At 42.8% G+C, this 22165-nt stretch carries 16 protein-coding genes; 7 read left to right on the top strand and 9 right to left on the bottom strand.

Translation table 11 applies throughout. From position 1 onward, the window contains the following. The first annotated feature begins 388 nt into the window (after nucleotides 1–388). The 3 genes from AB3G73_RS08170 to AB3G73_RS08160 are packed head-to-tail and all read left to right on the top strand — an operon-like array spanning nucleotide 389 to nucleotide 3647. Nucleotides 389–1786, top strand: coding sequence for an RtcB family protein (locus tag AB3G73_RS08170; protein ID WP_217721081.1), 1398 nt, complete (start codon nucleotides 389–391; stop codon nucleotides 1784–1786). Between the two features lie 41 nt (nucleotides 1787–1827). Further along, nucleotides 1828–2535, top strand: a complete 708-nt coding sequence (locus AB3G73_RS08165) for an RNA ligase family protein (protein ID WP_004304139.1) — start codon at nucleotides 1828–1830, stop codon at nucleotides 2533–2535. Nucleotides 2536–2537: 2 nt separating this feature from the next. Continuing rightward, the gene (locus AB3G73_RS08160; protein WP_298044867.1) at nucleotides 2538–3647 is read left to right on the top strand and encodes an AAA family ATPase; all 1110 of its coding nucleotides are present in this window, start codon (nucleotides 2538–2540) and stop codon (nucleotides 3645–3647) included. Between the two features lie 938 nt (nucleotides 3648–4585). On the opposite strand, the gene AB3G73_RS08155 is transcribed toward AB3G73_RS08160, so the two are convergent. The 3 genes from AB3G73_RS08155 to AB3G73_RS08145 form a co-directional block, all read right to left on the bottom strand. After that, a complete protein-coding gene (locus AB3G73_RS08155; protein ID WP_074637674.1) occupies nucleotides 4586–6085 on the bottom strand; it encodes an L-lactate permease in 1500 nt (499 codons plus the stop codon). Between the two features lie 92 nt (nucleotides 6086–6177). After that, on the bottom strand, nucleotides 6178–7629 hold the full coding sequence (locus tag AB3G73_RS08150) for a DUF3868 domain-containing protein (protein ID WP_148364886.1): 1452 nt from the start codon (nucleotides 7627–7629) through the stop codon (nucleotides 6178–6180). Nucleotides 7630–7653: 24 nt separating this feature from the next. Beyond that, a complete protein-coding gene (locus AB3G73_RS08145) occupies nucleotides 7654–8241 on the bottom strand; it encodes a DUF3575 domain-containing protein (protein WP_195649469.1) in 588 nt (195 codons plus the stop codon). Between the two features lie 246 nt (nucleotides 8242–8487). On the opposite strand from AB3G73_RS08145, the gene AB3G73_RS08140 reads away from it, so the two are divergent. The 4 genes from AB3G73_RS08140 (at nucleotide 8488) to AB3G73_RS08125 (ending at nucleotide 14713) form a co-directional block, all read left to right on the top strand. After that, nucleotides 8488–10032 carry an acyl-CoA carboxylase subunit beta gene (locus tag AB3G73_RS08140; protein WP_099147610.1) on the top strand — a complete coding sequence of 515 codons (1545 nt, stop codon included), beginning with the start codon at nucleotides 8488–8490 and terminating at the stop codon, nucleotides 10030–10032. A 155-nt stretch (nucleotides 10033–10187) separates the two neighbouring features. Further along, on the top strand, nucleotides 10188–11699 hold the full coding sequence (gene accC / locus AB3G73_RS08135; RefSeq protein WP_148364887.1) for an acetyl-CoA carboxylase biotin carboxylase subunit: 1512 nt from the start codon (nucleotides 10188–10190) through the stop codon (nucleotides 11697–11699). Nucleotides 11700–11743: 44 nt separating this feature from the next. Continuing rightward, nucleotides 11744–12268, top strand: coding sequence for a biotin/lipoyl-containing protein (locus AB3G73_RS08130; protein ID WP_004297139.1), 525 nt, complete (start codon nucleotides 11744–11746; stop codon nucleotides 12266–12268). Nucleotides 12269–12355: 87 nt separating this feature from the next. Further along, on the top strand, nucleotides 12356–14713 hold the full coding sequence (locus AB3G73_RS08125; protein ID WP_367744425.1) for a PAS domain-containing protein: 2358 nt from the start codon (nucleotides 12356–12358) through the stop codon (nucleotides 14711–14713). Nucleotides 14714–14821: 108 nt separating this feature from the next. On the opposite strand, the gene bioD is transcribed toward AB3G73_RS08125, so the two are convergent. From bioD to AB3G73_RS08095, 6 genes are all read right to left on the bottom strand, one after another. Further along, nucleotides 14822–15475, bottom strand: a complete 654-nt coding sequence (bioD, locus tag AB3G73_RS08120) for a dethiobiotin synthase (RefSeq protein WP_367744423.1) — start codon at nucleotides 15473–15475, stop codon at nucleotides 14822–14824. Next, nucleotides 15472–16314 carry a malonyl-ACP O-methyltransferase BioC gene (gene bioC / locus AB3G73_RS08115; RefSeq protein WP_195649473.1) on the bottom strand — a complete coding sequence of 281 codons (843 nt, stop codon included), beginning with the start codon at nucleotides 16312–16314 and terminating at the stop codon, nucleotides 15472–15474. Before bioC ends, bioD begins: the two co-directional genes overlap by 4 nt. A 195-nt stretch (nucleotides 16315–16509) precedes the next feature. Then, on the bottom strand, nucleotides 16510–17160 hold the full coding sequence (locus tag AB3G73_RS08110) for a DUF452 family protein (protein WP_217721076.1): 651 nt from the start codon (nucleotides 17158–17160) through the stop codon (nucleotides 16510–16512). Next, nucleotides 17157–18311, bottom strand: coding sequence for an 8-amino-7-oxononanoate synthase (locus AB3G73_RS08105; protein ID WP_195649475.1), 1155 nt, complete (start codon nucleotides 18309–18311; stop codon nucleotides 17157–17159). The genes AB3G73_RS08110 and AB3G73_RS08105 overlap by 4 nt, the downstream gene beginning before the upstream one ends. A 221-nt stretch (nucleotides 18312–18532) precedes the next feature. Then, nucleotides 18533–20947 carry an adenosylmethionine--8-amino-7-oxononanoate transaminase gene (gene bioA, locus AB3G73_RS08100; RefSeq protein WP_367744420.1) on the bottom strand — a complete coding sequence of 805 codons (2415 nt, stop codon included), beginning with the start codon at nucleotides 20945–20947 and terminating at the stop codon, nucleotides 18533–18535. 91 nt (nucleotides 20948–21038) lie between these two features. Further along, nucleotides 21039–22148 (bottom strand): DUF4421 domain-containing protein, encoded by a 1110-nt coding sequence (locus AB3G73_RS08095; protein ID WP_148365016.1) that lies wholly within the window; start codon nucleotides 22146–22148, stop codon nucleotides 21039–21041. Nucleotides 22149–22165: the final 17 nt, after the last annotated feature.

Raw genomic sequence — 22165 nt, 5'->3', positions numbered from 1 at the left:
TCTATTATTCTTTGGAGGAAATAAAAATAAGCACTACTTTTGCCGCGATAAAATGAGTATTCACCCTTTAAAAACAGATGGAAAGGGTATTAATTATGTTGGAGCTATAATATTTTCAAATTAGGACTAAGTTGTCTCGTCGGGAGGATGAGGCTTTGCAACTTATTGTTTTTACACTGAACCTATGGTTCTTATATTGACCGCAATTCTACAAATAAGCGGCAATCGTTGATTAGTCCTGCAATCACTTTTTATATTTTAAATTAATCACTTCAATGCGATGGTGGGGTATTTCATATCCATATCCAAAGCATTGGTATCACGTGTATTGCATTGTTGTCTGCCGGTGAGGCCGACAGGGAATGCTGTATGCGAACGAAAAAAGAGTATGGGAATACGATTAAAAGATTTAAGCAAACTGGGATACCGGGATAATGTTGCCCGTAGTCTGGTAGTGAACATTGTGAGCAAACATTGCAAATACGACACTAAAGAACAGATTGAAATGACATTGAGCGATATACTCGAGCATCCCGAATCTTACAAAAATAATGAAATTTGGAATAAGCTGGCCGAACGCCTTTCGCCTACTATCATAGCGAAAGAGTTTATAGCTTATGATTTATTGGATGAGCCGCTGATGTATAAAACCTATGGAGGTAAATTTATCGAAACGCTTGCCAAACAACAGATGAACCTGGCTATGCGCTTACCTGTAACGGTGGCCGGAGCATTGATGCCTGACGCTCATGCCGGATACGGGTTACCTATCGGTGGAGTGCTTGCTACGGATAATGTAGTGATTCCGTATGCCGTAGGTGTTGATATCGGTTGTCGGATGAGCCTGACGATATTTGATGCCAGCGCCGACTTCCTGAAACGATATACCTATCAGATGAAAGAAGCCTTGAAAGATTTCACCCATTTCGGTATGGATGGCGGATTGGTTTTTGAGCAGGAACATGAGGTGTTGGATAGGGAAGAATTTCGTTTGACGCCTTTGTTGAGAGATTTGCATGGAAAGGCAGTACGTCAACTGGGGAGTTCCGGTGGTGGCAATCATTTTGTGGAGTTCGGCGAGATCGCTCTGCAAGAAAATAACGTGTTGAATCTTCCGGAAGGAAATTATCTGGCATTGTTGTCACATTCCGGTTCACGAGGATTGGGAGCTGCCATTGCCAAACATTACAGCCTGTTGGCACGTGAAGTGTGCAGGCTTCCCCGTGAAGCACAGCATTTTGCCTGGCTGGATTTAAACACTGAAGCGGGGCAGGAGTATTGGATGAGTATGAATCTGGCAGGCGATTATGCCCGTGCCTGTCATGAGCGGATTCATTTGAATTTGGCGAAAGCATTAGGGTTGAAGCCGCTCGCTAATGTCAACAACCATCATAACTTCGCTTGGAGAGAGGAAATAGCACCGGGGCGTATGGCAATCGTGCATCGCAAAGGAGCTACTCCGGCACAGAAAGGACAAGCGGGATTGATTCCCGGTAGCATGGCTACTGCAGGTTATCTGGTTTGTGGCAAAGGGATGGAAGCTGCTTTAAATTCGGCTTCTCATGGAGCCGGCAGGGCGATGTCCCGCCAGAAGGCAAAAGATAGTTTTACGCAATCGTCTTTGAAGAAACTACTGTCGCAGGCGGGAGTGACTTTGATTGGTGGGAGCGTGGAAGAAATGCCGTTGGCATATAAGGATATTGACAGAGTGATGTATACGCAGGAAACGCTGGTGGAAGTGCAGGGTAAATTTATGCCTCGCATCGTTCGAATGAATAAGGAGTGATACGATGAAAGAAATTAGTATTTAATTAAAAAAAGAAAGAAATGATATCAGAGAAATATGGTCGCACTTATCACTATCCGTTCTCTCCCGGAACGACTAGTGACGATCGGATTAACCATACGTATTGGGAGGACATCCAACGGATTCGGACATTGGTGCATACCGAGAAGCTGGATGGAGAGAATAATTGTTTAAGTCAGTGGGGCGTCTTTGCCCGTTCGCATGCGGCTCCCACTACTTCACCTTGGACGAGGCAACTGCGTGAGCGTTGGGAATTGATAAAGAATGATTTGGGTGATATAGAAATCTTTGGAGAGAATCTATATGCCGTACATTCCATAGAATATCAGCGATTAGAAACGCATTTTTATGTCTTTGCAGTCCGTTGTATGGATCAGTGGCTGTCATGGGAAGAAGTAAAGTTTTATGCAGCTTTATTCGACTTTCCTACTGTTCCGGAGTTGAAGATAGAGTCTGTTTCCGGTTTGACACCGGAACTATTAAAACAGGAAATCATCCGTATGTCACAAGAACCGGCTATCTTCGGCTCTTGTGATCCGTGGACGAAAGAGGTTTGTACCCGTGAGGGAGTAGTCAGCCGCAATGTCGGAGAATATCCGGTAAGCGAATTTGCACATAATGTATTTAAGTATGTGCGGAAAGGACATGTTAAAACAGACGAGCATTGGACACGTAACTGGAAGCGTGCCCCGCTTGTTTGGGAATTTAATAATGAAAAGGAGGAATAAAGATGAATTGGAAATTGATAGAAGATAAATCGTGGTGCTCACTCGAACAACAGTTCGAGTGGGTGTACGAAATGAATACTGTTCAGCAGGATATTCGTTATCATGCCGAGGGAAGTGTAGCCGAACATACCCGTATGGTGTTGGAGGCATTGCAACAGTCTTCCGCTTATCATTCTCTTTCTACTTTGGAGAAAGAACTTATTTGGACATCTGCCTTGTTGCATGATGTTGAAAAACGTTCAACTTCCGTGGATGAAGGAGAGGGGCGGGTATCTGCTAAAGGACATGCCAGAAAAGGAGAGTACACTGTACGCACTATATTATACCGGGATTGTCCTGCTCCATTCCATATCCGGGAACAGATTGCATCTTTAGTCCGGTACCATGGATTACCTGTTTGGCTGATGGAGAAGCCTGACTCTGTGAAGAAACTCTGTGAAGCTTCTTTACGAGTAGATACTTCATTGCTAAAGATGTTGGCCGATGCTGATATCAGAGGACGCATTTGTGAAGATAAGAATGAACTGCTGGAAGCACTGGAACTGTTTGAGATTTTCTGCCGTGAACAGGATTGTTGGAAGAAACCAAGAGAATTTGCCACTGATTATGCACGTTTTCATTACTTCCATACTGAAGACAGTTATATTGATTATGTCCCTCACGAACAGTTTAAATGTGAAGTGACGATGTTGTCAGGACTTCCGGGAATGGGGAAGGATTATTATATTCAATCTGCTGGCATAGATGTTCCGGTGGTGAGTTTGGACGTCATTCGTCGAAAACACAAATTGAGTCCCACGGATAAGTCTGCGAATGGATGGGTAGTGCAAACAGCGAAAGAGGAAGCCAGAACGTATCTCCGCAAAGGTCAGGACTTTGTTTGGAATGCTACTAACATAACTCGTCAGATGCGTACTCAATTGATTGATTTGTTTGTTGATTATGGTGCAAAAGTAAAGATAGTCTATCTGGAACAACCATACCACATTTGGCGTCAACAAAATAAAAGCAGGGAATATGCACTTCCTGAATCTGTTTTAGATAAAATGTTGGATAAACTGGAGGTTCCTCAACTGGCGGAAGCGCATGAAGTGGTATATCATGTGGTATAAGCAACTAGAAGAATGGGACAAACATAAAAAAGCCTGCCACATTGATACAGCAGGTTCTCCTACTGTGGACTTTGATAAAGAGCAAGAATATAAATCAAAAAGAAGAAAGAAAATCTGGATAATTTAGAGCTTATAGCAATAAACTCAACACTAAACTTCTGAAAATGTCTTTCATATAGATTATTGGATATATATATCCAATATATAGGGGATATATGCGCAGCGTGTTGGATATATATGTCCAATGTGTTGGGTATATATACCCAACAATTCAGGTATTAATATCCTAGCGATAGAGTATTAATACTTTTCCACCTTTGCAACTTATCACGAACGACTAGATGTTTTAGTTATATTATGCAGAAGATATAATAAGTTCTATTGCATCTATTACTAATTTCTCCTTGTCTTTTAGCTAATTCATCCGCATAAGTTAATCTGTTGCACTTGAGTAACTACTCATCTACACTTGTGTAACAGTTACGTAGCACTTGTCCATTCGGTAAATTACTCAACTGCAAGCAAACAGTGATTATCTAAAAGATATCTTTACCGACAACAAAGAAATAGATGCGTTGAGGCCGAAGTGTGATGAAAAGGATAAAAACAAGACATCCAAAATATTAAAACTCAAATGATTAAAAAGAAAGTGCATTTTATCTTCTCCCAAAAGCAAAAACTCTATATACGTTTTCTGTAAACTTCTCTTATTTCTACGCTTTTTTAGAACCAAGTCATTGATTATAAGCACTGCCACATTTTTGTTTTCCCCCGTATAATACTTGAATAAAAGACAAAAATGTGGCAGAGAGTTATAGTTTTTATTGGTGTTCAAATCAGTACGAAAATGAGCTGAATGCTTTGCCATCTAATGGCTAAGCGGAAATATTTATCGCGCTTTGTTAACGGTACTATTATCTTCTTCTATTTTTGGGGAATTAACTGAAAATATAAACAATAATTCCGGTAATCGCTACATATACTAATGCATACGGAATAGCCGCTTTCAGTATTTCACCTTCTTTTCCCTGTTGGTTTCCGGCAGAAGTGGCAATAGCAATACTTTGCGGAGAGATAATCTTACCACCTGTAGCGCCTACTGTATTTGCCGCAGACAGCCAATCCGGACTGACATGAATCTGTCCTGCCACACTTGCTTGCAACTTTCCGAAGAGGATGTTGGAAGACGTATCGCTTCCGGTGATAAATGTTCCCAGACAACCGATAACCGGAGCAAATAACGGATACAAACTTCCGGTAGCCGTAGCCAGTGCTGTGGCAATCACAGCGATCATTCCAGAACTATCCATAATAGTAGATAACCCCACGAGGCAGATAACCGTAATGAATGTTTTCTTCAACTGCTTCACGGTATTCCAAAGAACGATGAACAGATCTTTTACTTTAGCCCCCTGAATCAATCCACCGATAAAAGTACCGATGAAAAGCAATACTCCGGCATGAGTCAGCCAGGAAATAGTATAATTGACGGTGGACGCATTGATAGGCAGACTGATTCTCGTAATCCAATTGTTCTCTAAAGTATGACGCAATCCCGGAAAGAGCGGACTGGTCAGGATAATCAGAAACAGAATCAGTAAATAAATGCTCCATGCATTTAATATATCTTTCGTTTTCAGATGGCTTTTTCGTGCTTTCTCTTCTTTGGATGCAGTCAGTTTTCCATAAACAACGATTACGATAATAGAAAGAATACTGCCGATTATGGCCGGAGATTCAGCACCCATATATTTTGCTGCCAGATATTGACTGACTAAAGAAACTCCGCCTACCAATAAAGCCAGGAATATATTTTTCGGGAGCGATTTAAGTTTGGAGTCAGTAAGGAAAAGTAGAACCAGCGGAATCAGGAACATTAAAACGGATAATTGCAATACGACATTTGTACTAAGATGCAATACGTCCAAATTCGTTTCTTTAGCCAATACCAATACCGGAGTTCCGATTGCTCCGAAAGCAGTGGCTACACTATTGGCAATCAGACTCACCGTTGCCGAAAAGATAGGCTTGAATCCCAGACTGATAAGAATTGCCGCCGGAATAGCTACTGCTGTTCCGAAACCGGCCATAGCTTCCAATAGACCTCCGAATCCCCAAGTCAGTAATAACACCTGAATACTTTTATCGGTAGAAATAGAAGCGAATTGCTGTTTAATAATCTCCATCTTTTCAGTTTTCAACAATACATTATAACTGAAAATAGCCATCAGAATAATGATTAAGATAGGAGAGACCGCTTTTAATGCTCCATATAAAAAGGAGTAAAACAGATTGTCTACCGAGAAAGCGAAGCCGAAAAGAGCAATCAGCATCGTCACAATCAGAGAAATGATACTACTTTTATCACCTGACATTTTAAAAAATGCCATCAGTATAATCAACAGTAACACAGGAATAACGGCAAGGATCAAGGTCATAATTATCAGATTTAAAAAGTGGAACGTCGTTTATTATTGATATAACAAACGAACGCCCCACTTTGGTCGGTTGAATAAATAGATTTTTCTGTTTATTTCATCTTCACACTTAAAATTTGTTGTAATTGTTTTAAGTTGGCAAGGGCAGCTTCGTTACCTAGCTTTGCTGCCTGCTCAAATGCAGCCATGGCACGGTTGATGTCTCCGTTAAGGAAATTGTAGACTCCGGTATTGTTTATAAACTCGGCAGTATTATGATCGGCTTTCTCCATAAACTTCACTGCTGCATTCAAATCCTTTTGTGATAATGCGACGGCTCCTGCGTTCAGGTTAGCTACGGCGTCAGTAGGATACATACGTACGGCAATATCGAATACATTCACAAAATCCTTGCTGCCTTTCGGATAACTGTTGGCCACCTGATACATTTCGTTCAGACTAAGATATTTCGGATTTTCCCGGATAATGATACGCCCTTGTTCAACATCGAAATTGACAACGGTATAGTCGATCTTGCAGTTCACTTTACGCAATCCCGGATAAATCTCTTTCAGCATGCTACGGTAAGGAGCTCCGCCACCTACACGCATGATTTCCTGTTTACGTTTGGCATCGTCGGTCGTATTCTTGATGATGTTCAGGAATGTTTCCTTCTCCTTCATTGAAGAAGATTGGAGTGCTTTTACCAATCCGTCCCAGTTTTCTCCACCGAAAGTCACTTTATATAGTTTGGAAGACACTTTTTCGTTCTTGACCAGATAATCCTTCAAAGCTTCCGCACGTTTTTTGGAAAGCTGTTCATTGAAGGCAAGAGGTCCTTCCGGCGAGGCGAAACCTTCGATACTGATACCTTTCACAGTCAGGTTCCGGTCATTCTGTATTTTGTCAAACATGGCATGGATATTCACCAATTCAGCATGATTGTTCATGAAGTCGGTCTGAATTACCGATTTGTTGACCGGGAAATCCAGATGAGCTTCATATTGTTCGCTACGGTTTTTGACCACTTCTACGGTTGGCTGGATATAGGCAATGATAGGAGACATGGCACTTAAGCGTTTGGCTTCGGTAGATACATCATTGGTAATCAGTTCCTGTGCATTCATTTCCTGATAATTGCCGCATCCGCATAAATTCTCTACAAGTTGCAAACTGGCATTAGCCATCCAGGGTTTGTAAGGAATCACCTGCGTATAATTAAAAGTTTCCCTTTTATTATAAGGAACGATAATGGCGGTTGGTTCTTGCTTGGTTATTGCCAGACCGCGGATATATGCTTTTTCGCGTCTTTTACCATTGACGATGATTTCTTGCAAAGGTACATTATGCTGTCCGTCCGTCAGCAGGGGGATAAGGCTTAAACTTCGGGCGGAACCTATTGTCAGATTCTTCATGTCGAAAGTCATGCCGACATAAAGAGAGTTACCTTGTTGCCATAAAGATACGTTTGAGAGAGTGAGCGCATCGTTCAGGAATTTTTGTGCATGAGCCGGCAGAATAGTGGCTGCAAGAGCTATAAATAGATAAATAAGTTTTCTTTTCATCATTATAAGTTTTAGAAAGTTCGATTATTTGATGACATAAATGAAGCTAAGACCGATTTTAGTCGGGCCGAAATAATTACGGGTGTTGTGTCCCAGCTTTTCACATTTACAATCACGGGCATATTTATCATATTCCAGACGGGCATATCCCACGCCGATGGTTGCTTCCATACTCCAGCGCTTGCTTATGAGCCATTGGTATCCATAGGAAATGCCGGCTCCGTACAGATTGCCGTCGTAACGGTCATGTCCCATTCCGAATATATTCAGATTGCTGACATTCATTTCTCCGTAATGTCCGTGCAAACCGAAGAAACTTCCGTTGAAACGTTCGCAGAGCCAATAGCGTAATTCCGGCTGAACGAGCCAATGCTTGATTTGACGGTCGTCACCAAACTTCCACGGATTGTAATTACCGGATATGTCGAGAGTCAGTTTCTTTGCCAGTCCCACTTCGATTCCTAAGTTGGGTGTAGTAGTGGCCCAATAGAGAGCATTGGTCTTGATGGCAAATTTGGGTAGATAGGTTTCATTCCGTTGTACCTGTGCATGAATACTTGTACCGAACACGAGCAGGAAACCGGCTGCTAATAAGATTTTAATTGTTCTCATTTTGCTAGGGTATAGGTTTTATTAAAAATGATAAGCGATAAACAGAAAAGCATGGACATTTGTTGTCGCAACCTGCAAAAAAAGCTTCCTGAATAAATAGAAAAAGATGTTTTAAGGCATAAATGCTAACAAATTCCGTACACGATGCGTTCATTATATAAAAGTATCTTTGTGTAATCAATATGACAATGATTTCATTTATTACTATTTATTTTTACACACATACAATTTTAATAACTACAGCCTATGAAAGAGCTTATTAACAATCTGGAAGAACTGAACAGGAAAGCAGAAAAAGGCGGCGGAGACGCTCGCATTGAAAAACAACATTCTGTGGGCAAACTGACCGCCCGTGAACGCATCGATTTATTATTGGAGAAAGGTTCGTTTATCGAACTGGATAAGTTGGTAACCCATCGGTGTACCGATTTCGGTATGGAAAAGCAGAAATTTGCCGGAGACGGGGTGGTGACGGGATATGGTATGATTGGCAAGCGCTTGGTTTATGTATTCGCACAGGATTTCACCGTATTTGGAGGAGCTCTTTCAGAAACGCACGCTAAGAAGATCTGCAAAGTGATGGACATGGCTATGCAGATGGGAGCGCCTATCATCGGATTGAATGATTCGGGAGGCGCGCGAATTCAGGAAGGGGTACGTTCTTTGGCCGGATATGCCGAGATATTCCTGCGTAATTCTATGGCATCCGGAGTGATTCCACAGATTAGTGCGATCATGGGACCTTGTGCCGGTGGTGCGGTTTATTCTCCTGCATTGACCGATTTTATTCTGATGGTGAAAAACTCCGGTTATATGTTTATTACAGGACCGGATGTGGTGAGAAGCGTGACACAGGAAGAAGTGACTAAAGAAGAACTCGGTGGAGTAGGCGTGCACATGACAAAGTCCGGTGTAGCCCATCTTTCTGCGGAGAATGATATTGAGTGCATCAATTATATTCGCGAATTGATCTCCTATCTGCCGGGGAATAATATGGAAGAGCCTCCGTTTGTAGCGACCAGCGATTCGCCGACTCGCCTGACTCCGGAACTGGCAGATTTGATTCCGGCCAATCCGAATCAGCCATATAATATAAAAGAGATGATAGAAGCGGTGGCTGATGATAATAGTTTCTTCGAACTTCAGGCAGAATATGCTGCGAATATTGTGACGGGTTATATCCGCCTGAATGGAAAAACGGTGGGAGTGGTGGCTAATCAGCCATTGGTGCTTGCTGGTACACTGGATATCAATGCGTCTGTCAAAGCCGCCCGTTTTGTCCGCTTCTGTGATGCTTTTAATATTCCTTTACTGACATTGGTAGATGTGCCGGGATTCCTTCCGGGAGTCGATCAGGAATATGGTGGAATTATCCGTAACGGGGCAAAACTGCTTTATGCTTATTGCGAGGCTACGGTTCCGAAAGTGACGGTTATTACCCGCAAAGCATACGGTGGTGCTTACGATGTGATGAGTTCCAAGCATATCCGTGGAGATGTAAATCTTGCTTTCCCTACTGCCGAAATCGCAGTGATGGGACCGGATGGAGCTGTGAATATCCTTTTCCGTAAGGAAATAGATAAAGCCGAGAAACCCGAAGAGAAACGGAAAGAACTTCAGGATGATTATCGCGGAAAGTTTGCCAATCCTTACCGGGCGGCGGAACTGGGATATGTGGATGAAGTGATCGATCCGGCGGTAACCCGTTTGCGGTTGATTCGAAGTTTCGAGATGCTTGCCAACAAACGGCAATCGAATCCTCCTAAGAAACATTCTAACCTACCGCTTTAGGCTTATTTATGGATTGAATTTAGGCACGGATTACGCGGATTTCACGGTTGCTTTATGTGGTAACCTTTATTCTGCAAGCAGTGTAATCCGCGTAATCCGTGCCTAATATTATTTGATTGCTCTTTTAAGTTTTTATTTCTAAAAAGAAAAAGATTATGATAAAGAAAATATTAGTAGCCAACCGGGGTGAGATAGCGATGCGTATCTTCCGCACTTGCCGGGTGATGAATATCTCGACAGTGGCTGTTTATACCCATGTAGATCGCGGGGCTTTGCATGTCCGTTATGCAGAAGAAGCCTATTGCATTTCCAATTCGCCGGAAGATACCTCTTACTTGAAGCCGGAATTGATATTGTCCATTGCCAAAAAGACCGGAGCCGCTATTCATCCGGGATACGGTTTCCTGTCAGAGAATGCGGATTTTGCCCGTCGTTGTGAAGAAGAGGGAGTGATTTTTATCGGACCGAGTGCGGATATTATTTCCAAAATGGGAATCAAGACGGAAGCCCGTAAGATTATGCGTGAAGCAGGATTACCCATTGTGCCCGGAACCGAAACGCCCGTACAGGGCATTGATGAGGTGAAGAAGGTCGCTAATGAAGTCGGCTACCCCATTATGTTGAAAGCACTTGCGGGAGGTGGAGGCAAGGGGATGCGTCTGGTACGTACGGAAGAAGAGGTGGAAACAGCTCTCCGTTTGTCACAATCCGAAGCAGGGACCTCCTTTGGCAATGATGCGGTTTATATTGAAAAATATATTGAGAATCCGCATCATATCGAAGTTCAGATCATGGGAGACAAGTATGGAAATGTCGTTCATCTGTATGAACGTGAATGTTCCATCCAGCGTCGTAACCAAAAGGTGATAGAAGAAAGTCCTTCTCCTTTTGTGAAAGAAGAGACGAGAAAGAAGATGTTGAAGGTAGCTGTGGAAGCCTGTAAGAAAATAGGTTATTACAGTGCCGGGACATTGGAGTTTATGATGGATAAAGATCAGAATTTCTACTTCCTTGAGATGAATACCCGTTTGCAGGTGGAGCATCCTGTGACGGAGGAGTGCACAGGCGTTGACCTGGTACGGGATATGATTACTGTTGCTGCCGGAAATCCGTTGCCTTATAAGCAGGATGATATACAGTTTAGCGGAGCAGCGATCGAATGTCGTATTTACGCCGAAGATCCGGAGAATAACTTCATGCCTTCTCCCGGTGTGATTACTGTCCGTGAAGCTCCCGAAGGCCGTAACCTGCGTCTTGACAGTGCCGCTTATGCGGGATTTGAGGTCTCTTTGCATTATGACCCGATGATTGCAAAGCTTTGTTGTTGGGGACGTACCCGTGCTTCGGCCATTTCCAATATGGCACGTGCTTTACGAGAGTATAAGATTCTGGGAATTAAAACGACAATTCCTTTCCATCAACGTGTATTGAAGAATGCGGCTTTCCTGAAAGGTGAATACGATACGACATTTATCGATACGCGTTTTGATAAGGAAGATCTGAAACGTCGTCAGAATACTGATCCGACTGTGGCTGTCATTGCTGCCGCAGTGAGACACTACGAGAGGGAGAAAGAAGCGGCTTCCCGTGCCACTACACTTCCCGTAGTGGGCGAATCGCTCTGGAAGTATTACGGTAAATTGCAGATGACTGCTAATAATTATTAAATTAAAAATTGAGAATTGAAAATTAAAAAATAACGGAATTGGTTATGGGTACAACATTAGCTACATATTACGCCAAGCTTCAGGATATGCCGGACAGTGAATATAAGGTAGAAATTCTGGAGGACGGGCCAATCAAGAAGATTGCGGTCAATGGTAAGATATATGAGGTCGATTATAATATGGGTGGTGACTCCATTCATTCGATCATCATCGATCATCACTCGCATGGAGTGCAGATTTCTCCTTCTTCCAATAATTCATATACGATTATGAATAAAGGGGAGCTTTATCAGATTGAATTGCAGGGAGAAATGGAGAAGATACATAATGCCCGCACTGCTGCTGAATCCGTAGGGCGTCAGGTGGTACAGGCACCGATGCCGGGAGTTATCTTGAAGACGTATGTAAAGAAGGGAGATCTCGTGAAGCGGGGTGATCCGCTTTGTGTATTGGTGGCGATGAAAATGGAGAATGAGATACGTTCGGTGACGGATGGAGTTGTGAAAGAAGTATTCGTGGAAGATGGCATGAAGGTGGGATTGAACGACCGGATTATGGTAATTGAGTAATTCTTTGAAAAAAACAGGGTAAATACGTGCTTTTCTTCAAAAAAATATTTACTTTTGGCAGATAAGACGTATTTACCCCGTTACATTATGAGCATCAAACAAAGCAAAGAAGCGTTAGTAGAACAGTTAGAAGCACTTAAAAAAGAAAATGAGCAGCTTAGAAAAGAGCTTTCTGTTCTTAGGGATGAGAAGCGTAGCAATCATCCTGTTAGTTTTAAAGAGAAATACGCTGTTAGGATACTAGATTCTCTTCCCGATATGCTGACTGTCTTCAATCAGAGTGAGGTAGGCATTGAAGTTGTTTCTAATGAAGAAACCAACCATGTAGGAATATCAAACAAGGATTTTAAAGGGATGCGCATGCAGGATATGGTTCCACCGAAAGCGTATCAGAATGTTCACTCCAATATGCAGCAGGCTGTTACTACCGGAACTGTTTCAACTGCACATCACGAACTGGATTTTAATGGTGAACGCCATTATTACGAGAACCGTATTTTTCCGCTGGATGAGGAATACGTGCTGATTATGTGTCGTGATATAACGGAACGGGTAGCTACCCAAAGGCAACTGGAAGTTTTTAAAAGTGTGCTTGATAAGGTGAGTGACAGTATTCTTGCTGTGGCGGAAGATGGAACGCTGGTTTATGCGAATAAGCAATTTATAGAAGAATACGGTGTAACGCAGGAGTTGGGTACACAAAAAATATATGATTTGCGTGTCTCTATGACAACAAAGGAAGCATGGGAACAAAAGCTGCAGGATATTCGTGATAATGATGGTAGCTTTGCTTATCGTGCTGCTTATGTACGTCAGGGAGAAACTAAGGAGAGAGTACATCAGGTATCAACTTTCCTGATTCGTGAGAATAATCAGGAACTCACCTGGTTCTTTACGCAGGATATCACTGATGTTATCAAGAAACGGGATGAACTCCGCGAACTGAATCTGTTGTTGGATGGTATTTTGAATAATATTCCGGTCTATCTGTTTGTGAAGGACCCGGAAGATGATCTTAGATATTTATATTGGAATAAGGCATTTGCCGATCATTCAGGCATTCCGGCGTCTAAAGCTATCGGGCATACGGATTATGAGATATTTCCGGTGCACGGAGATGCGGAGAAATTCCGTAAGGATGATTTGGAATTACTCCAGACTCATAAGCGTATTGATATGCAGGAAACTTATCTGTCGGCTAATGGAGAAGCGCGTATTGTGCAGACTTTGAAAGCGCTTGTACCGATGGAGGGACGTAAACCGTTGCTGATTGGCATTTCGTGGGATATTACTAATCTTCAGAATATTGAGCAGGAACTGATCAAGGCAAGGATTAAAGCGGAGCAATCCGACAGATTGAAAAGTGCTTTCCTCGCTAACATGAGCCATGAGATCCGGACTCCGCTGAATGCTATTGTAGGATTCTCCCAATTATTGCCTTCTGCCGAAACTGCTGAAGAGAAAAAGCTTTATTCGGGTATTATCAATCAGAACTCGGATATTTTGTTGCAATTGATTAATGATATTCTGGATTTATCGAAGATAGAGGCCGGAACACTCGAATATATCAAGCGTCCAATGAATCTGGGAGAGGTCTGCCGGACAATTTATACAGTTCATAAAGAACGTGTGAAAGAAGGGGTAACTCTCGTTTTGGACAATGAAGAGGAGGATTTGCTCATTGAGGGAGACCAGAACCGCATTATGCAAGTGATAACGAATTTCCTGACTAATGCAAGTAAGTTTACCTATGAAGGAGAGATCCGTTTTGGTTTTGAGCGAATGGATAAAGATATCCGTGTGTACGTGAAAGATACAGGAATAGGGATAGAGCCGGAAAAGGTGGATCATATCTTCGAGCGTTTTGTCAAACTGAACTCTTTTGCGCAAGGGACGGGATTAGGACTCTCTATCTGTCAGATGATTATCGAAAAGATCGGTGGAGAAATCGGGGTGACTTCCGAATTGGGTAAAGGCTCTACATTTTACTTCACAATTCCTTATGAAGAAACCGGAGAACTCGGTAATTTCTTCAAAGAGACAAAGGTGGAATCTAAAGGGAATACTGTCAATCGTGTACAACAGATTAAGAAGATTCTGGTAGCAGAAGATGTGGAGAGTAATTTCATTCTATTGAAGAATTTGATTGGCAGAGAATATACATTGCTTTGGGCTAAAGACGGAGTGGAAGCTATCGAAATGTATAAGCAGTACCAACCGGATTTAATCCTGATGGATGTAAAAATGCCGCGTATGGATGGACTGGAAGCAACCCACATTATCCGCTCTTATTCTAAAGAGATTCCTATCATCGCCTTGACGGCTTATGCTTTCGGGACTGATAAGGAACAGGCCTTAGAGATGGGGTGTAACGATTATGTGACTAAACCAATTTCGGAAAGATCATTGAGAAAGGCTTTGGATAAATATTCGACTACTGTTTAAAAAATAAAGGATTATGGCTATATGTATCCGGTGAAAGTTACTTATGATAGCCATAATCCACAAAAGAGTACGATTGTTGTTGAGTGAAAGTAGTTGGTGATTGCTTTTCTATAGATTCTTTTTTATTTCCGGAACCAGTATAAACTTCGTTTCCGGAAAAGACTTTTTCAGCCAGGTCCGGATAAATTCCATAGTATCATTCTGAATTGTCTTGTCTTCTACCGTAGGATATAAATTATATAATACGGTATCTAGTACAATGCCGCGTTTTTGTATTGCTTCGAGACTAAGCAGGGTGTGATTGATGCTTCCTAGTTTGCCCGAAGTGACAAAGATTAGCGGATATTTCTCTTGAGCGATGTAATCAATGGTCAAAAGTTCGGTAGTGAGAGGAACCATGAGGCCGCCTGCTCCTTCGAGTAAAACAGAGTCATACCGTTCACTCAATTCTTCAGTTGCACGTTTTATTTTATCAAAGTCGATGGGACGGTTATCCAGTTGGGAAGCAAGATGCGGAGAGGCGGGATAAGAGAAAATCTCCGGCATGGTTAGTCCCTCTTGGTCTTCTTTGGTGAAAGGGATTCCCATGATTTGCCGGTGTAGGTCAATATCTTCGGAATGACCTACATTTCCCGTTTGAATAAATTTCTGGGTGATGGTGCGATGGCCGTTCTTGTTCCATTCACGAGCTAGAAAGCCGGTGGCATAACTCTTTCCGGCATCTGTATCGATACCGCTTACGAAATATACATTCTGTTTCATACTTTTTTCTTTTTTGCGATGATATAAATAGGGTGATATGTTAAGGACACAGAAGTGCCCTGAGTAAATTCCTGCGTGTAACGTTCACAGAAGAGTTGCAAGTCACGACGAGTCCACTGCTGTTGGGGAAGATTGTTCTTAGAATTATTTTTTGAATTGTCGTCTGATGAACACAAATCGTTCTCTTGTCTTCCGGCAGTAGAGGATTGCGTTGATAAACCATTGACTCCGGTTTGCTTCAAGTGATATAGTACTTTTATCGGGTCTTTGAACGAAAGCGGGATAAGCTCTTCTTCTGAATACAGTATGTCAAAATGGGGTGATAAAGCTGCTTCAAGCTCTTCCCGTGAACGATAAGGAAGTCCGTTGCCGGTAAGTTCGCGTATTTCTTTCATGTTTTCTTTTCCGAAAGTGCTAAAAGCGAAATAACCCTGATTATTGAGCAAGGTATTACACCTTTCGAAGAAGTTTTCCGGTGACTCGAACCATTGCAGGGCCGAACAGGAAGTTATCAGTGTGCTTTCGGCGGGGAAAGAGACTGTCTCGGCATCTCCCGGAAGAAAAGAAACTTGCTTTTTCTTTAATAAGTCTTCGCAGCAATATTTCATATCGGGGCAAAGGTCATTGAGTAATAACTCTTCCGGACGGAGGGTTTGGAGCAGCATACGGGAGTAAATACCGGTTCCGCAGCCAAATTCAATTACCTTCGAGCAGGGAGAAGATATATGTTCTGTAAGCAGATGGATCATTTTATCTGCTATTTGCCGTTGCACGTTTGCTTCCCTCGGATAGGTAGTGATAGCTTTTGAAAAACGTTCTGCGATTAGTTGTTTATTCATAATCAATATTTATTTAATAGGCTGATTTCCTGATGGTAATTGTACGTCACTAATTAATTGCTAGCATCTTTTAGGCACGGATTACACGGATTTCACGGTTGCTTTGCAGCAACGACAACACTAAAATCCGTGTTAATCCGTGTCATCCGTGCCTAAATTATTATATGAACCAATAATGAACACATCAGTATCCGGCTACATGAGTATTGTATTAAAAAGCTTCTGTTGGTAATGTGCCGCTTCCACTTGTTCAAGAGAGTCCACTTGGTTTTCCCATGCCAAATATTGGTTATCCGGGAGGAAAATGCGGTCGCCTTTTCCTATGATAGCTTTTTGCCATTTAAAATCAGAGGGAGACAATGATAAATATTGTTGTTGTATGGCGGCAAGCTCTTCTTTGAGTTCTTCAACCGGACGCTGGGGGGATATGGTTTGAAAAGCTTTATAGTCAGCTATTGAACCACACATCCTTCTTTGAAATTTCTGCAAGGTTTGTTCGTTCAATCCTTGGAGTGTACCATCGAAAATAGAGGGAGCAATACCTTTGGTTTCGTGTATGGGATAGAGGGTACCGTTGATGGCGATACTTTGGGAAACAGGCAAATGTGGATACTGCTTTATGAGTTGAGAAGCTGCCCAGACTCCCATCGACCAGGCGATGAGTGTAATCTGGGAATAGGTTTCCAATAAACCGACATCAAATGTTAATGAACGGTAGTCATAGCAAATCATCCAGTCCTTGTCAACAGGATGAATGGTCAGGAAAGGAGTTTCGTCCATCCCCCAACCGGCGAAGAAAAGCAATAGATGCTTCTGATTATTCTTTATGATAAAATGCTGTTTCATTCGTTTATCAGTTTGATGAGTTGGTCAATTTCATGTTCTGTGATGTCCGCTGTCAGTGAGAAGCGGATCCGTGAGGTTCCGTCGGGTACGGTAGGCGGACGGACGGGCAATGCATAGAATCCTTTGCGTTGGAGTTCTTCTGCTTTCATTATGGTATCTTCACTGGCTCCTATAATCATAGGTACAATATGGCTCACCGATGGGCAATTATATCCTTTGGCTGTAAGGGTTACCTTTAGCTTTTCGCTGATTTGTAGCAGGTGAGCCCTCTTATGTTGTAAAGCTGAAAGGTGTTCTAACACCCATGAAGTCCATTGAATATTAATAGGAGGAAGTGCAGTGGTGAATATAAACGTACGCATTTTATTGATAAGATATTCCCGAATGAGTTCCCGGCAGACGATATAAGCTCCTGCCGAAGCAATGGCTTTTCCAAATGTTCCTACCAAAAAGTCTATATCGTTGATACAGTCCTGTTCTTCAGCACATCCTAATCCCTTTTCCCCTCGTACACCAAAAGCATGAGCCTCATCTACATAAAGAAGAACATTGGAATAACTCTTTTTGAGCAGAATGAGAGCGCGAAGATCAGCTTCATCGCCATCCATGCTGAAGATACTTTCGGTAACAATAATAATCTGCTCATAAGCGTTATGATTTTCAGCAATCAGTCGTTGCAACTGGGAAATATCATTGTGACGATACCGGATACATTTAGCTGATGATAATTTAATTCCGTCTATCAGGCTTGCATGTACTAGCTTGTCAGCAAGAATCAGTGTATGAGTATTGCAAATGGCAGGAAGTATTCCTGTATTGGCATGATAACCACTGTTGAATATGAGTGCACTTTCCGTTCCGAACATGGTGGCTAGCTGTTGTTCCAGCTTCTGATAGTCACTAAAATTACCGGTCAATAACCGGGAAGAAGAGGAGGTAGGCAGGAATGTTTCGGGAGTGAGTGTCTTTAAGAATTCCTCCCTCAATGAGATGTCATTGGCCAGTCCGAGATAATCATTAGAAGATAGGTTCAACATTCGTTGTCCGTTCAGCAGAACATCTCGACCCTCGTGGATTAGCGGTGGGAGAGAACGGTAGTTCTTTTTCTCTTTCAAGGTCTGTAGTTCCTGGTTTATATACTCTAATGTCATGAATTATTATTTTAAGTAATCAGTATTCGATATATGAATGATTGAAAGTGTAATTAGTTGCCTATAAGATGTTTATCATCAGAAGAACTATGCTGAAAGTTTCTCACCGACCAAGGCATCCTTCCTCGGTGAGGAAAGGCCCGTTCCTCACCGAGGAACACCCTTTTGCTCACCGAGGAACAGATTCTTGGGTGAAAATCCGGTAATATTCTTCTTGTCTGTCATCTTTTTTGGATAACTTTAAGTAACCCGGAAGTCAGTTTACTTAATTGTTCCGAAGTGATGATGAAAGGTGGCATCAGATATACCAGTTTGCCAAAAGGACGTACCCAGATTTTTTCTTCCACAAATCGTCGTTGCATATAGCCCATATTTACCGGACGCTTCATCTCAATGACTCCGATAGCTCCGAGTATTCGTACATCAGCCACTTCCGGAAATCCCCGTGCAGGTGCCAGTTCTTCTTTCAGTTGGGTTTCGATTCGCTTCACATTCTCTTGCCAACCGGATTCGAGTAATAGGCGGACGGAGGCGCAAGCCACTGCACACGCGAGTGGATTACCCATAAATGTAGGTCCGTGCATAAAAGCTCCCGGCGCGTGGTTGGAGATGGTATCTGCTATCCGGTTACTGGTCAATACAGCAGAAAGTGTCATATATCCTCCGGTCAGTGCTTTGCCGATGCACATGATATCCGGTTCTACTCCGGCGTGTTCCCACGCAAAAAGTTTGCCGGTACGTCCGAATCCCGTTGCTATTTCATCGAAGATAAGAAGAATCTCGTGTTTCCGGCAAAGCTTTTCTGCTTCGCGCAAATATTGCGGATGATAAAACCACATCCCGCCTGCTCCCTGTACCACCGGTTCCAGAATAAGTGCCGCCAACTCTTTTGAATGTTTTTCAATCATCTCTTGTAGAGGTAGTATATCTTCCGGATTCCATTCTCCGTCAAACCGGGAAGTGGGGGACGGAACAAAATAACGTACAGGCAATGCTGAACCGAAAAGACTGTGCATACCCGTCACCGGATCACATACAGACATGGCATTCCAAGTATCACCGTGATAGCCGGAACGGATGGTCACGAAATTGTTCTTTTCCGGTTTTCCTGCTGCGTACCAATATTGTACAGCCATTTTCAATGCCACCTCTACGGCTACCGAACCGGAGTCTGCATAGAATATTTTCTGCATGGAGGAAGGAACCAAAGGCAATAACAATTTCCCCAATTCAATGGCCGGATCGTGCGTCAATCCCCCGAACATGACATGGGACATTTGATCTAATTGTTCTTTTGCCGCCTGATTCAATGCCGGATGATTATATCCATGCACTGCACACCACCAGGAAGACATTCCGTCAATGAGCGTTCGTCCGTCTTCGAGGGTAATGGTAACACCGTCTGCCCGTTTCACTTTGTAGACAGGAAGCGGATCGGTAGTCGATGTGTACGGATGCCAGATATGTTCGCGATCAAATTGGGAACCGGCGAAATGATAGCCTTCTTCCTGAATCATCTTTTTATCTTCCGATACTTTGGAGCCGAGTGTTGTCAATAGGTCGCCTACAATAGCCGAGTTAATTCCGATATATAATGCCTTGTGCATCGCTTCGGAAGAAAGTTGTGAACGTCCTCCGGCAAAACGCAGAAAAGCGGTCGGATTGATGAAACGAAAGAGTGCGATGGTTTTAAGTATTTCTTCTTCGCTTAAAGGTTGCTCGTTTTCCAGTGGAGTGCCCGGAATCGGGCTAAGCAGGTTGATAGGTATGGATTGAACATTCAGTTCTGCCAGTGTGAAAGCAAATTCAATCCGTTGTTCCATTGTTTCTCCCATGCCGATGATACCTCCGCAACAAATATCCATACCTACACGACGGGCTGCATCGAGGGTAGCCAGTTTCTGTTCTTGCGTATGCGTAGAGCAGAGTTTGGAAAAATGAGACGGGGCAGTTTCCAGATTACAGTGATAACGGGTGATCCCGGCTTCATGCAGGGAGCGCAATTCCTCTTCATTGAGCAGTCCTAGAGAAGCACAAAGTTGAATCGACGAATGTCGACGCATATAGTGGACTGTATCGCAAAGTTGGGTAATCTGTTTGGGAGATGGTTTTCGTCCGCTGGTAACGAGGGAAAATCGGTTGACGTCCTGGGCTTCATTGTATTGGGCCTGTCGAAGACATTCTTCAGCGGGAAGGAGATCGTAAATCTCGGCTTTGGTTTGGTAGTGGGAGGATTGTGCACACCATTTGCAGTTTTCCGGACATCGGCCGGACTTGGCGTTGATGATGGAACACATGTCGAACTCGTGCGAAGCACGTGCGACGGTAATCTCATGTGCGGCGGCATAAAGCGCCTCGCTGTTAGCCATATTGGCTAGCCAAGCAGCTTGGTCGGGTGATATGTCGATACCCGCCAACACTTGGTCTTTGATTTCTTGAAGTGTCATAAATGTATGGTAAGGGATAGTTTGTGCAGCATTCTGCTTACGAAGAGCAACGTCCACTACATTGGTATGCAGATGACCGATCTGGAATTCGCGTCCCATACTTGCAAAGGCAGCATAGTTCTTTCTTCCCCAGTAGCGAAAGCGGGAAAGAAGAGTGCGTGTGGTCTGTATGTGGCGTTGTTGCTTCATTGATTTTTTACTTTTGCTCGTTAGAACGTGGCAAATGTACAAAGATTCTTTGGATTAGCAAACAAGTTGATGATTTCTAGTTTCTGTGGTATTATTTCTTTTTCCTGTATTCTTTGCGGGTGTTGAAGTTGAATCCGGCATATATTTGGAGAGTACCGAATCCATTGTCTACAGAGAAATTGTTACGATGATAATTGTAGTTTTTTCCAACAAAGGAAGTACCTATGTAATATTTCCCGGTGTTGTAGACAATCCCTGCGCGAAGCAGAAAATCCAGATTGAATTTACCGTACCACGCTTTTGCCTCATTCGTTTCTGCGTCCACATCGGAAGCTTTGTAGGCAATGGCAGGAGTGAGAGACAGACACGCCAGGCAGTTGCGGGCAAAGACCCAATTATAGGCATAGCCGAAACTGATGTTGGCATTGGTGTATTTAATATCTTTGACTTTCATGGCAGGATTCATCGCTTCCTGGATAAATCCCGGAAGTGCTGTATAATCGAAGTCGAGATGATGCTTTGAAATGGAAAAACCTGCAATAAATGTACCTGCATTGCGCCGTTGATTGGTGGACTGACTGAATGCGGCAGGGTAGGAGAATTTACGGTTATTGAAGATATAATATAGGTTCAGTCCTTTGATATCTACCTTTATTCCGCTGAAATCTTCGGAATAGTTGGAGGGTATATCGTCTGAAAATCCTCTGATTTTGTGTATCTTGTAATTATTACCGGTGCGGCGATAGAAGATATCCACGCCTAATTTGGAACTGTATAAGCTAAGATCGAACTCTGTTCCCCTGTTCTTTCGGGTGCCTTTTTTGAAAATATCGTTCACATCTACAGACCATCCCAGGAAAATCCATCGCCAGCCGAAATACAATCCTATCTTGTTGTGCGGGTTGGGAGAAAAACTAAGTTTCTGTGGCTGCGGTAATTCACTGGTGATAGAATAATACTCAAAGTTACTGAAATGAGTAACCATCAGCGCATAGTTATAACGGTTAGGACTGATATAGAGTGTATCGAAATCACTGAAGTTCATAAACTTCTTGATCGCTCTTTTAAAAGCACTTGGCTTGGCGGTTGCTGTGGAATCTACTTCTGTACTATCGTTGCCCAAAGAGACTTTCTCTTCAGTCTGTGCCTGTAAGGACAGTGAAAATAACAGAAAAAGATATAGAATAACCCGTTTCCCCATGTGGTTCTTTGTTGGTA

Origin of the sequence: Bacteroides sp. L008 (assembly GCF_040812255.1) — a bacterium.
Lineage (GTDB): Bacteria > Bacteroidota > Bacteroidia > Bacteroidales > Bacteroidaceae > Bacteroides > Bacteroides vicugnae.
This window is presented reverse-complemented; position numbering and strand designations above follow the sequence as displayed.